Raw genomic sequence first — 12,676 nt, 5'->3', positions numbered from 1 at the left:
CGTTGGCCAACCGACGTCACAACTGGGGAAGGACCGTCATGCGCAGATTCCGGCTGGGATTCGTCACGCTCATCGCCGCCATGGGGCTCGTCTCGCTGCCCGCGGTCGCCGAGGCCACCACCGAAGCCGTGCTCAACATCCAGTACCAGGTGCAGGAGACCGGCTACTGGTGTGGCCCGGCCGCCACGCGGATCGCCATCTCCGCGCGGACCGGGAACGTGCCGAGCCAGGGCACCCTCGCGGCGCAGCTCGGCACGACCACCAACGGCACGGACTGGGTCGGTCAGGTCACCGGCGTCCTCAACGCCGACCTCGGCACCTCCTGGTACGAGACCAAGGAGATGCCGAACGACCCGCCGACCCAGGCCCAGCGCGACCTGCTCTGGAACGACATCGTGCTCGACATCAACAACGGGTACGCGATCGTCGCCAACATCGTCGCGCCCGCGAACAACCACCCGCCGGGCTACCCGAACTACACGATCTACCACTACTTCACGGTGATCGGGTACGACAGCTCCGACCGGACCGTCAAGATCGCCGACCCGGCGAACTTCGGCGGGAACCAGCTCTACTGGCTCAGCTTCGACCAGCTCGCGACGCTGATCCCGCCGAAGGGCTACGCCGCCTAAACCGCCAGCAGTCCCCAGTAGACCGCCCAGGGGACGAACACCACGCCGCCGGCGAGCAGGACGCCGAGCCGCGGGGTGCGGCGCCGCCACCACGCCACCGCCGTGCCGATGGCGGCGGCCACCGCGCCCAGCGAAAGGAGCTGCAACGCCAGCCACGGCAACGGACGTCCCGCGACCACCGGGCCCAGCTGCCGGCCCAGGGTGACCTGGATCAGCACGTCCACGACCAGGAAGCCGACCACCGCGAGCAACCCGGTCGCCGCCAGCCAGCGAGCCGGGCGCGCCGCGCCGCGGCCCAGCCCGAAGCCGAACGCCACCAGCAGGAACACCAGAACGGCGAGCTGCAGCCAAGTCGACTCGTACCAGCTCAACGGGGTCAGCTCGAAGCTTTGCCGGTCCTGCGCGGGCGGCGCGTCGGCGCTGGACGCGGCGGGCGGGTGGTTCACCCACGTGCCCACGAGCTCCAGGTACCCAGGCGCGTACCCGGGCAGCTTGTCGTAGCCGTCAGTGGTCCGGCGCAGCTGGTGCTGCGCGTCCGGGAAGACCCGCAACGTGTGGTGCGCCAACGAATCCTGGAAGATCCGGAGGGCTTCTCCCGGCGGCGTCAGGACATCCTTCGCGCCCCACAACCCGAGTACCGGCTGACGCAGGCTCTTCAGCACCGCCACCGAGTCGTGGTGCGCCTCCGGGAACACTTCGCTGTCGACAAGCTGACGCATCATCGTCGACGACGCCATCTTCACCATCGAGCCGTCCATTCCCAAGCGCCGCAACTGGTTCTCGATCGCCCACGCCTGCTGCCGCGCCGGCTCGACGCCGTTGGCGCCGACGGTCACGACAAAAGCGACGTGGTCGGGTGACTTCGACGCCGCCAGTGGCGCGACCCAGCCGCCCTCGCTCACCCCCCAGACACCGACCCGCGCCGGATCGACGTCCGGCCGTGCGCGCAGGACCTCGACCGCCGCCAGCGCGTCGTCCGCGAGTGTCGAGTAGGAGCGCTCGAGCAGTGAGTAATCTTCGGTGCGCTTGTCGTAGATGAGTGTCGCGATGCCTTGCCGTGCAAAGGCTTCCGCCTGTTCGCGGAATTCCTCGCGAGTGTGCGCCCCCGAGCCGTGGATCATCACGATGCCCGGCAGCTTCGTGCCGCCGGGGGGTGCGATGACGGTGCCGTGCAAGGTCACCCGGCCGTTCGTGAAGGTCACCTCGCTGTCCGCGGCCGAAGCCGGTGGTGCCCACGCGGTGACCGCCAGGATCACCCCGGCCAGTAGTAGAGCCCCTCTTCGCATGTGAATCCCCCTGTCATGGTCATTCCCCTGGTTCCGGGAACGCGAGCAGGCGCACGAGCACGCGCCGCGCTTCCGGTGACCGGTCGTCCTCGGCTCGCCAGTACCGGCGGAACAGCTCCATGTAGTCGTTCCAGAACTGGTGCAGCTCTTCGGCGGTGAGCCAAGTGCCACCGCGTGCGTAGAACAGTGCGTCCGGCCAGTCGCCGGGAAGCTCGTCACGCTTTTCCGCGAACCGGTTCAGCTTTTCGAGGTCGTCCTCGAACCCCTGGCGCTGCATGTCGTCGAACAGCACCTGGGACTCGGCGCTCTGCTCACTGCGGCGCGGCCAGCGGATGTCCCGCGGCCGTGTCCGCCACCACCGTTCTTTGCCCCGCGCGAGCTCCGGGACGTCCTCGACGAACCCGAACCGCGCCAGTTCCCGCAGGTGGTAGCTGGTCGCGCCGCTGTTCTCGCCCAAGGCTTGGGCGAGCTTCGTGGCTGTCGCCGGCCCGGCCGACAACACGCCGAGGATCCGGCGGCGCAGCGGGTGCGTGACGGCCTTGAGGGCGTCCGGGTCGAGCTCTTCCGGTGGTGGAGCGCTGGTCATGACGCCACTGTAGCCATGCAAAGGAAATTGTGCAAAGAAATCTGTGCACGTCAGGGCGGGCGGGTGCCAGGGGTGAACTACTCCATTGTGGACGGTCAGGCCGGCGGGCGGCTCACCAGATCGGGTGGTCGCTGAACTTCCGGAGCGTCTGCACCGACGGCCGCACGTAGAACATCCCCGCCAGGAAACCCATGGTGGCGAAGGCGAGCGTGGCGAACGTCGTGAGCAGGTCCGGCGCCCGGAACTGCGGGCTGTCGCGCCACACCCGGAACACGATCGGGACCGCGAACGACCCGAGAGTCAGCACGAGCGTCAGCACGTACGTGAACACGAGCGCGTTGCGGGCCGACGCCGCGCTGGCGACGACCAGGTAGTTGCCGCGCAGGCACCGGCGGCTGCTCAGCACCAGCATGGAGATCGCCAGCACGCCCAGCGGGGGCAGCACCGCCGCGGCTTTTCCGACCAGGGTGTCGGGAAAGGCGTGACCGTGGACGATGCCCTGCAGGAACGTCGTGAGCCCGAACAGCAGCACCATCCCGGCGATCATCGAGCACCCGACGACCACCGAGCCCCAGCGCACCCGGTCGGCGAACCGGGGCGGTAGCGGCACGAACTCGACCTGACCGAACGTCCCCTGCATCCACCACCTCCGAATGCCGTCAAGGCCACCTTACGGGCGACGGACGCCCGCAAGGTGGCCTTGACGGCACTTCAGTACGAAAGGGCTAATTCGCGGCCAGCAAGTTGGCGCACCGGATCAGCCCGATGTGCGAATAGGCCTGCGGATGATTGCCGAGGGACCGTTCCGCGATGGGGTCGTACTGCTCGGGCAGCAGCCCCGTCGGGCCGGCGGCCGCGACGATCTGGTCGAACAGCTCCTGCGCCTCGGTGCGCCGCCCGGTGAGCAGGTACGCCTCGATCAGCCACGCCGCGCAGATGTGGAAGCCGCCCTCGCCGCCCGGGAGGCCGTCGTCGCGGCGGTAACGGTACACAGTGGACCCACTGCGCAGCTCCGCCTCGATCGCGGTCACCGTCTGCTGGAAGCGCTCGTCGGCCGGGTCGATCAGGCCCGTGAGCCCGACGAACAGCGACGCCGCGTCCAGGTCCGTGCCGTCGTAGGCCGTGGTGAAGGCCTGTACCTCGTCGTTCCAGCCGTGCTCGAGGACGTCGTCCTTGATCTCGTCGCGCAGGGTCGGCCAGGCGCCCGGGACGCCCCGGCCGTACTGCTCGCCGAGCTTCACCGCCCGGTCGATGGTCACCCAGCACATGACGCGGGAGTAGACCCGGTGGCGCGGCACGTGCCGCTCCTCCCAGATCCCGTGGTCCGGCTCGTTCCAGCGCCGGGTCACGGCCTCCGCCATCGCGCGGACCATCTGCCAGTCCTCGTCGCGCAGTTCGCCGCGCGCCTCGGCGAGCGTGCCGACCAGCTCGACGACCGGGCCGAAGACGTCCAGCTGCACCTGGTGGTTCGCGAGGTTGCCGACGCGAACCGGGCGAGAACCGGCATAACCGGGCAGGGACTCGATGACCGCTTCGGCGCCGATGACGCCACCCGCGAGGGTGTACAGCGGGTGGAGCCGCTCGGGGCCGGCCAGCGTGGCGAGCACGCCGTGCAGCCACTTGAGGTAGCCCTCGGCCTCTTCGATCGAGCCCAGGTGCGCGAGCTCCCGCACGGTCATCGCGGCGTCGCGGATCCAGCAGTAGCGGTAGTCCCAGTTGCGGACGCCGCCGATCTCCTCCGGCAGCGACGACGTCGCCGCGGCGAGGACGCCGCCGGTGTCGGTGTTGACCAGGCCGCGCAGGGTCAGCGCCGAGCGCAGCACCAGGTCGGTCTGCACCCTCGGCAGCTGGAGCTTGGACGTCCACTCGCTCCAGTAGCGGCCCGCGCGGTCGCGGCGTTCCACTTCGGACAGTTCGTGCTCGCCGAGGTCCGTGGTGCCGCAGCGCAGTTCCAGCACGACGGACTGGGTCGGCGTCGGCTGGACCAGCGCGGTGGCGGTGTCGTGGAGGCCGTCGGAGGTGAGGGTCCACTCGACGCCCGGCGAGTAGAGCACGAACGGCTCCGACGTGCCGAGCACCCGCAGGCCGCCCTCGGTGATCTCCAGCTTGACCGGCACGCCACCGAACTCGGGGCGCGGCGCGAACTTGACGCTCGCCACCGCCTCGCCCGAGATGACGCGGATCAGGTCCGTGCGGTGCTGCGGGCTCTCCGGCTCGAGGTAGTCGGTGACGAGCAGGCGCGACCAGCGCGTCTCGACCGTCATCGTGTTCGGCAGGTAGCGCTGGCCGAGCGGGAGGCCGTTGCGGTGCGGCTTGATGGAGAAGTGGCCCGCGCCTTCGCCGCCGAGCAGGTCCGCGAACACCGCGGGCGCGTCCGGCCCCGGGTGACAGAGCCAGGTCAGCTTGGCGTCCGGCGTGATCAGCGCGACCGAGCGCTCGTTGGCCAGCATCGACAGCCGCTCGATGGGCGGGGCCGACTCGCCGTAGAGCCAGTTGCGCCGCTCCTCCAGCAGGAAGCCGAGGACCAGTGCGACGTCGACGGTGTCCGGCACGCGGAACCCGGCGAGCGTCTCGCCGTCGCCGACCTTGATGCCCAGGTCCGGGCCGGACAGGCGGGCGAAGGCCTTCTCGTCGGTGACGTCGTCGCCGAGGAAGATCGCCGCGGTGGCGCCGACCTGGTGGCGCAGGATGTCGAGCGCGCGTCCCTTGTCCGTCTGGACGACCGCGAGCTCGACCACCTCCTTGCCGTCGGTGGTCGACACGCCCTCCCATGTGGACGGTCCGGAGTGGACGGACGCGAGCACGCGGCGCCCGGCCTCGTGCTCGGCGCGGCGCACGTGCACCGCGATGCTCGCCGGCTTGACCTCCAGCGACACGCCGGGGACGTCCAGCACGAGCTGCTCGAGCTCGGCCTCCAGCCGCCGGTGCAGCTCCCGCGCCTTCTCGTCGAGGGCGTGGATGAAGCCGATGTCGAACTCCGAGCCGTGGCTGCCCACGAGGTTCACCTCGGACGGCAGCCGGGAGAGCGTCGCGAGGTCACGCAGCGCGCGGCCGGAGATGACCGCCGTGGTGGTCTCGTGCAGACCGGCGAGCGATCTGAGGGCCCCGACGGACTCGGGCAGCGGGCGTGCCTCGTCCGGGTTGAGCGTGATGGGTGCCAGCGTGCCGTCGTAGTCGCAAGCGACCAGCAGACGCGGAGTACGGGCGATCTGGACGATCGCGCGCCGCAACTCGGCGGGCAGGGCCTCGGCAGTCAACACTCCTCCTCAGGAGCTCGTGCGTGGTCGTTCGGGCTAATCGACCGCTTCGGCACCCAGAGCCTGTAGGAAAGAGCGCGCCCAACGATCGACATCGTGCGTGAGGACCTGGCGACGCATGGCGCGCATCCGGCGACGGCCCTCAGCCGGGTCGAGCGTAATGGCAGCTACTAAAGCGTCCTTCACCCCGTCCAGGTCGTGGGGGTTGACGAGGAATGCGCTAGAGAGCTCGGCGGCCGCGCCGGCGAACTCGCTCAGCACCAGCGCGCCCCCGAGGTCGTGCCGGGCGGCGACGTACTCCTTGCAGACGAGGTTCATCCCGTCACGCAGCGGCGTCACGACCATGACGTCCGCCGCCGTGAAGAAAGCGGCCAGCTCGGTGCGATCGACCGACTGGTGCAGGTAGTGCACGACCGGGTGGCCGACGCGGGAGAACTCGCCGTTGATCCGCCCGACCATCTGCTCGATCTCGCCGCGCATCCGCTGGTAGTGCTCGACGCGCTCGCGGCTGGGGGTGGCCAGCTGGACGAACGTGACGTCATCCGGCTGCAGCCTGCCCTCGTGCAGCAGCTCGTGCAGCGCTTGCAGCCGCAGGTCGATGCCCTTGGTGTAGTCGAGGCGGTCGACGCCCAGCAGGACGGTCTTGGGGTTGCCGAGGTCGCGCCGCAGCTGCGCGGCCCGCTCCTGGACGCCCTTTGTGCGGGCGAGGGTGTCGAGCCCGGCGGCGTCGATGGAGATGGGGAAGGCGCCGACCCGGACCGTCCGGTCGCCGACCTGCATGGTGCCCGGCCGCGACCGGACGCCGACCGCGCCGCGCGTCGATTCGAGGCCGATCAGCTGGCGGCACAGCCAGAGGAAGTTCTGCGCCCCGCCGGGGCGGTGGAAGCCGACGAGGTCGGCGCCGGTGAGGCCGCGGATGATCGCGGCGCGCCACGGCATCTGCATGAACAGCTCGACCGGCGGGAACGGGATGTGCAGGAAGAAGCCGATGCGCAGGTCCGGTCTGAGCTCGCGCAGCATCGCCGGCACCAGCTGCAGCTGGTAGTCCTGGATCCAGACGGTCGCGCCCTGGGCGGCGACCTCGGCGCTGGCCTTCGCGAACCGCTGGTTCACCTTGACGTAGCTGTTCCACCAGACCCGGTCGAACACCGGGCGCTCGACGACGTCGTGGTAGAGCGGCCAGAGCGTGGCGTTGGAGAAGCCCTCGTAGTAGTCGCGGACCTCGTCCGCGCTCAGCGAGACCGGGTGCAGGACGAGGCCGTCGTCGTCGAACTCCTCCACGTCGACGTCGGGGATGCCCGGCCAGCCGACCCAGGCCCCCTTCCGCGACCGCAGGAACGGCTCGAGGGCGGACACCAGACCGCCCGGGCTGGCCGTCCAGCGGCGCTCGCCGTCGCTGCTGCGTTCGAGGTCGACCGGTAGCCGGTTCGCCACCACGACGAAGTCGGCCTGGTTCCCGTTCTCCTGTTCAGTCACGTCTGATGCTCCTCGCGTCCCGGGTCGCGGCCCCAGAGTGAAACCCTATCGCGTGAGCGATGAACAGCCGGTGACCGTCGGGTTACTCCAAGCGTCGATCGGCGGCTTCGAGCGGACCAGCCATGCGTGGTCCGGCGAACCGTCGCTCGAGCCTGCCCAGGCCGGTCCGTACCGGCTGGGCGAGCCATTCGCCGAGTACCACGCCCGCTGCCAGCGCAAGCCCGATCGCGACGGCCGTCATGAGCGTCGAGATGTTCCCGCCGGGCTCGACCCCGATCTGATACAGACCGCGGTAGGTCGACAGCCCCGGAAGCAGCGGAGTGATCCCGGACACGGCGACCACCAGTGGAGTAACCCCGAGCCGCCGGGCGAGCACACCGCCGCAGAAACCGACGAGCGTCGCGGCGATCGCGGACGAGCTGACGCCGTCCAGCGTGGACAGCATGAGCGTGCCGTAGACGGCGGCGCCGATGGTCCCGGCCGCCGCCGCGACCAGCATCGCGCGCATCTTGGAGTACGAGGCGAGCGCGAAGCAGGCCGAGGCACCGGCGCCGCCGATGATGACCTGCGGCAGGTGCTGCGGCGTCGAGCTGGCGACCTCCGGCAGCGGCGTGAGCGGCAGTTCGAGCAGGACGGCGATCCGCAGGGCCAGCACGACCCCGGCGATCAGCCCGGCCGACATCAGCGCGGTTTCCATGGTGCGGCCGGCGGCGGTGACGTTGTAGCCGGTGATGGCGTCCTGCACCGCCGAGACGGTGGAGAGCCCCGACAGCAGCACGGTGACCGCGGCGGCGACGACGAGCGTCGGCCGGTCGGTCGTGAGGAGGCCGCTGCTCACGATGGCCATCGCCGACAGCGTCGCGAACAGGCCGCCGACCACCTGCTGGAAGAAGAACGGCAGCGAATAGCGGTTGAGCAGCCGGCCGAGCCGGTCGATCCCGGCGCTGATCACGCCCGCGACCAGCGCGACGTCGAGGCCGCCGCCGAGCAGGACGGTGATGAAGACGGCGAGGCCGCCCCAGGCGAGCGTCGCGACCCAGCGCGGGTACGGGTGCTTCGCCGAGGTGATCCGCTCCAGCTCGGTCTGCGCCTGCTCGGCACCGACGTTCCCGCGCACGATCTGCCGGATCAGCTTCTCGGTCTCGGTCAGCCGCGTGTAGTCGAGGCTCCGGCTCCGCACGACGCGCAGCGCCGTGACGGGCGAGAGGTCACTGCCCCGGTGACAGGTGACGGTGATCGAGGTGAAGATGACGTCGACCTCGCAGTGCGGCAGCCCGAGCGCGGCGGCGATGGCGATGATCGTCGCGGTGACGTCGGAGGCGCCGGCGCCGCTCGCCATCTGGACCTCGCCGATGCGCAGGCTCAGGTCGAGGACGAAGTTGACGGTGGCCTCGTCGGGCAGCTGCGGCCCCATGGCCGCGTCGGCGTCGACGGCGGGGAACTCACCGGTGGGTGCTTCGAGGACGTGCCAGGGGCGGCGCTTGAGGAGGTTCGGGCGGTGGGCCCGGGGACGTTGTTCGGGAGGTTCGAGGAGGGGCCATCTGGTCGTGGTGCCCCCGTTGGTGCGCTCGTTGATCTTCAAGATCCACCTCCTCGCTCTACGTCTCTCTCCCGGACCATCGACGCGGGTGTGTCCACTGTTGCAGTGGCGTGCACCACGTTGCTCCATAGTGGCCTGGAGCTGGGGATCATGCCTCTCGGGGAGATCTTCTGGATGGCCCGATACACTGGCTGCGGCGCTTCACGCGCCACGCCGCTATAGCTCAGCTGGTAGAGCATCTGTCTTGTAAACAGAAGGTCAGGGGTTCGAGCCCCCTTGGCGGCTCCGAACGCCCGTGAATTCCGGGCGACCTCATCGACCGGTGCGAAGCGAGCCCGGATCCGATCACGCGGAGTGTCCGGATCGAAATTGTCGATGGCGATCGAGCGCGCCGGTTGTCTCGCTGAAATGTCCGAAGTGCTCACCGGCCGGTGAAATCGATCCCGCTGGTGTGACAGCGTGAGCACCCTTGTCGCGCTCGTCCGGTCGGGTCAGTTCTTGTCATCTCATATTCCAGATCTGGGTCCTACGCTGGGTGAACGGCTACGACGTGTGGAGTAGCCGGCCTAGACCAGAGGCCAAAAGAGTGATGCGAGTCACCCTCTTGGGTGTTGATCGCACCCGTTGTGAGCAAGCGGTCACCTTCTCTACAGTGGCCCGCGTGACTCCGGAGATCGAGTCACGCACTTCCATCGGATTCGGTTCACGAACCGTCACCTTTTTGAACAAGGAGCAGGCCTTGCTTGGAAACGCCATGAGCAGTGGCCGGGTGCGCACTCGCCGCGCCGCGCTCGGGCTCGCCCTCACCGTCGCAGCCGCCACTGCCCTCACCGGCTGCAGCGCGCTCGGCTCGAGCGACTCGAACGCGTCGTCGACCGGCGGCGGCTTGGAAAAGACGAAGATCAAGGTCGCGATCCTGCCCACCGTCGACACCGCTCCGTTGTGGCTCGCCCAGGACGCCGGCTTCTTCAAGGCCGAGGGCCTCGAGGTCGAGGCCGTCATGGCCGCGAGTGGCCAGGCGGCACTGACGAAGGCGGTTTCCGGCGAAACCGACATCGCGATCTCTAGCTACATGCCGTTCTTCGTCGCGAAGAGCACAGGCGCGGCCGACATCCAGCTCGTCGCGGACGCGACCTCGGTCAGCCCGAAGTCCGTCGCGATCGTCACCGCGCCGAACTCGCCGGTGAAGACGGTCAACGACCTCGCCGGCAAGCGGATCGCGATGACCGCCCGCAACACGGCGAGCGACCTGCTGGCCAAGTCGCTGATGAAGGACCACGGCGTCGACATCGAGAAGGTGAACTGGGTCCCGATGCCGTTCCCGAACGTCGCGGCGGCGCTGGCGCAGGGTCAGGTCGACGCGGCCCTGCTGCCCGAGCCGTTCCTCTCGCAGGCCGCCAAGACCGCGGGCGCGATCCCGGTGATCGACGTCAACACCGGCGCGACGCAGGACTTCCCGCTGTCGGGCTACGGCGCGTCCTCGAAGTGGGTGCAGGCGAACCCGAAGACCCTCGCGGCCTTCCAGCGCGCCCTGCAGAAGGCGACCAGCGAGACGAACCGTGACCGGTCCAAGATCGAGCCGCTGCTGGTGAAGTACGCGAAGATCGACGAGGACTCGTCCAAGCTGCTCAGCCTGCCCAGCTTCGGTGCCACGCTGGACGCCCGGCGCCTGCAGCGGGTGCCCGACCTGATGCTCCAGATGGGCGCGATCACGACCAAGGTCGACGCCGCGGCGATGATCGCCCCGCAGGCGACTACCTGATCCACCGCCAAAACGTTCCACGGCCTGGCCGGCTCCCTCTCGCTCCGAGAGGAAGCCGGCCAGGCTTTTTCGTTGCGGGGCTTGGTCAGTAGGGCGACTTCTCCGACGAGACGACCCGGATGTGCACCAGCGTCGGGCGCTTGTCGTCCAGTGCCGCGGTGAGGCCGGGGATCAGGCCGGACGGCTCGGTGATCGTCACGCCCTGGCAGCCCAGGCTCGAGGCCAGCGCGGCGAAGTCGATGCCGCCCAGCGCGGTGCCCGGCAGTTTCGCGACGCCGATCGAGTCGCCGAAGAGGCGGACGGCCGCGTACTCCGTGTTGTCGATGATCACGATGGTGACGGGGAGGTCCTGACGGGCGGCCGTCCACAGTGCCTGGATGCCGTACATGCTGGAGCCGTCCCCGACGACGCCGACGACCTTGCGGTCCGGGCGGGCGAGTGCCGCGCCGACCGCACCCGGGACGCCGTAGCCGAGCGTGCCGCTGGCGATCGTCAAGAAGCCCGTGTCGGTGTGCGTGATCGGCAGGTGGTCGTGCAGGATCCCGCGGTGGCTCGGCGCCTCTTCGACGACGATCGCGTTGTCCGGCAACAGGTCCGCGAGTGTCGAGTAGACGTACTCGCCGGTGAGCGTCTCGCCGGTGGGCTTCGCGGGACGTTCGCGCGGGGCCGGCGCGGGCCGTTCGCTTTGGGGAACGGCGTCGAGCAGGGCGCGGATGCCGAGCTTCGGCGTGGTGCGGATGCCGGTGCCTTCGGCGGCGCGGGCGAGGATCTGCTCGTCGTCGCTGACGATGAACAGCGGCGGCAGCGGAGCGTCTCCCCGTCCGCGGTCGACGTGGTAGGTGAAGGCGGGCGCCCCGAGCACGACGACGAGGTCGTGGGCGGCGAGCTTGTCGGAGATCGCGCCGCGTTCGGGATCGAGGAAGCCTTGGAACAGCGGGTGGTTCTCGGGGAAGGAGCACCGGAACGACATGGGCGCGACGAACACACCGGCGTTCAGCCGTTCGGCGAGCGCGACGGTCTCGACGACGGCCGAGTCCTGGTCGACGGCGCCACCGACGACGATCGCGGGCCGCTCACTCGCTTCGAGCGCGGCCACGAGCTCGTCGACCGCCTCGGGATCCGGTGCGTAGCCACGGATGCGCGGCCGGGAGATGGCGGGGCGTTCGGTGGTGGCGGTCCAGTCATCGGCGGGAACGGACAGGAAGACCGGCCCGGACGGCGCCTGCGTCGCGACGTGGAAAGCCCGGGAGAGCGCGGCCGGGACGTCTTCGGCGGTGGCGGGTTCGATGGACCACTTCACGTACGGCTTGGGGAATTCGGGGGCGTCGACGGCACCGAGGAAGGGTTCGTGCGGAAGGAGAGCGCGACTTTGCTGTCCGGCGATGATGATCAGCGGCGTCCGGTTGCGGTAGGCGGTGTAGAGGCTGCCGAGCCCGTGGCCGACGCCGCCGGCGGAGTGCAGGTTGACGAGAACGGGGTGGCGGGTGGCCTGCGCGTAGGCGTCGGCCATGGCCACGACCGAGGATTCCTGAAGGCCGAGGACGTAGTCGAAGTCGTCGGGCCAGTCGGTGAGGAAGGGGACTTCGGTGGTGCCGGGGTTGCCGAAGACCGTGGTGAGGCCGAGTTCTCGGAGGAGTTCGCGAGTGGCGTCCAGGACCGTGCGCTTGATCATGCCGACAGATTAACGCTTAGTCTTGCGAAGGAAATCCCCCAAAGGGCCGCCGCCGGTCAAGACGCCGTGCGTTATTGCGTTGACTTGCCTCGACGGGGTGAGCGAGGATGCTTTCACACCAAGCGAGTCGAGGAGCCGTCGTGATCTATATGTGGGAACACAAGGGCCCTCCGTCGTGACGTAGCGCGTCATCGTGCTCGCGGAGCCGCCCATCGGGAAACCGGTCAGGGCGGCTTTCTCTTGCGTGCCCGGCGATCCGGTGGAGACGGAGCTGTGGAGCTCCAGCCGGCTGTAACCCGGACGTCCTTGTGGCACAGAGGGTTCGACTCCCTCCTCCACCACTCAACGCGCGCGGTTCGGCAACCAGCAGGGCCTCATGAGCCCCGCCCACGTGGATCGACACCACGGCGCGCGACCACCCTGCCACCGTGCGGAACGCCGGAACTGTCGGTACCCCGGTTTACG

Annotated in this window: 9 protein-coding genes and 2 tRNA genes; 4 read left to right on the top strand and 7 right to left on the bottom strand. The window is 69.5% G+C overall.

The annotated features are described in order from the left end of the window. The first annotated feature begins 38 nt into the window (after nt 1-38). A complete protein-coding gene (locus tag ACZ7PG_RS29615) occupies nt 39-632 on the top strand; it encodes a C39 family peptidase (protein WP_470242320.1) in 594 nt (197 codons plus the stop codon). Here ACZ7PG_RS29615 and ACZ7PG_RS29610 read toward each other — a convergent pair. From ACZ7PG_RS29610 to ACZ7PG_RS29585, 6 genes are all read right to left on the bottom strand, one after another. Next, nucleotides 629-1,888 carry an alpha/beta hydrolase family protein gene (locus tag ACZ7PG_RS29610; RefSeq protein ID WP_470242443.1) on the bottom strand — a complete coding sequence of 420 codons (1,260 nt, stop codon included), beginning with the start codon at nt 1,886-1,888 and terminating at the stop codon, nt 629-631. The genes ACZ7PG_RS29615 and ACZ7PG_RS29610 overlap by 4 nt on opposite strands. A 49-nt stretch (nt 1,889-1,937) precedes the next feature. Next, nucleotides 1,938-2,504 (bottom strand): ArsR/SmtB family transcription factor, encoded by a 567-nt coding sequence (locus tag ACZ7PG_RS29605; RefSeq protein ID WP_470242319.1) that lies wholly within the window; start codon nt 2,502-2,504, stop codon nt 1,938-1,940. 112 nt (nt 2,505-2,616) lie between these two features. After that, nucleotides 2,617-3,144, bottom strand: coding sequence for a hypothetical protein (locus ACZ7PG_RS29600; protein ID WP_470242318.1), 528 nt, complete (start codon nt 3,142-3,144; stop codon nt 2,617-2,619). 85 nt (nt 3,145-3,229) lie between these two features. Continuing rightward, on the bottom strand, nt 3,230-5,761 hold the full coding sequence (gene otsB, locus ACZ7PG_RS29595) for a trehalose-phosphatase (protein WP_470242317.1): 2,532 nt from the start codon (nt 5,759-5,761) through the stop codon (nt 3,230-3,232). A 36-nt stretch (nt 5,762-5,797) separates the two neighbouring features. After that, entirely contained in the window at nt 5,798-7,237 is a 1,440-nt protein-coding gene (locus ACZ7PG_RS29590) for an alpha,alpha-trehalose-phosphate synthase (UDP-forming) (RefSeq protein WP_470242316.1), read from the bottom strand. A gap of 82 nt (nt 7,238-7,319) precedes the next feature. Next, a complete protein-coding gene (locus ACZ7PG_RS29585; RefSeq protein WP_470242315.1) occupies nt 7,320-8,819 on the bottom strand; it encodes a threonine/serine exporter family protein in 1,500 nt (499 codons plus the stop codon). 170 nt (nt 8,820-8,989) lie between these two features. On the opposite strand from ACZ7PG_RS29585, the gene ACZ7PG_RS29580 reads away from it, so the two are divergent. Next, a tRNA-Thr gene (locus tag ACZ7PG_RS29580) sits at nt 8,990-9,062 on the top strand. A 469-nt stretch (nt 9,063-9,531) separates the two neighbouring features. Then, nucleotides 9,532-10,539, top strand: a complete 1,008-nt coding sequence (locus ACZ7PG_RS29575) for an ABC transporter substrate-binding protein (protein ID WP_470242314.1) — start codon at nt 9,532-9,534, stop codon at nt 10,537-10,539. An 85-nt stretch (nt 10,540-10,624) separates the two neighbouring features. Here ACZ7PG_RS29575 and mdlC read toward each other — a convergent pair whose 3' ends face one another. Beyond that, the gene (gene mdlC, locus ACZ7PG_RS29570; protein WP_470242313.1) at nt 10,625-12,211 is read right to left on the bottom strand and encodes a benzoylformate decarboxylase; all 1,587 of its coding nucleotides are present in this window, start codon (nt 12,209-12,211) and stop codon (nt 10,625-10,627) included. 258 nt (nt 12,212-12,469) lie between these two features. Here mdlC and ACZ7PG_RS29565 point away from each other — a divergent pair. Further along, a tRNA-Tyr gene (locus ACZ7PG_RS29565) sits at nt 12,470-12,552 on the top strand. Nucleotides 12,553-12,676 lie beyond the last annotated feature (124 nt).

Source organism: Amycolatopsis sp. NPDC114504, assembly GCF_055633595.1.
This window is presented reverse-complemented; position numbering and strand designations above follow the sequence as displayed.

Coding starts and splice junctions, on each gene's coding strand:
- ACZ7PG_RS29615 (WP_470242320.1), top strand. CDS start 39: ATGCGCAGATTCCGGCTGGGATTCGTCACGCTCATCGCCGCCATGGGG.
- ACZ7PG_RS29605 (WP_470242319.1), bottom strand. CDS start 2,504: ATGACCAGCGCTCCACCACCGGAAGAGCTCGACCCGGACGCCCTCAAG.
- ACZ7PG_RS29600 (WP_470242318.1), bottom strand. CDS start 3,144: ATGCAGGGGACGTTCGGTCAGGTCGAGTTCGTGCCGCTACCGCCCCGG.
- ACZ7PG_RS29575 (WP_470242314.1), top strand. CDS start 9,532: ATGAGCAGTGGCCGGGTGCGCACTCGCCGCGCCGCGCTCGGGCTCGCC.
- mdlC (WP_470242313.1), bottom strand. CDS start 12,211: ATGATCAAGCGCACGGTCCTGGACGCCACTCGCGAACTCCTCCGAGAA.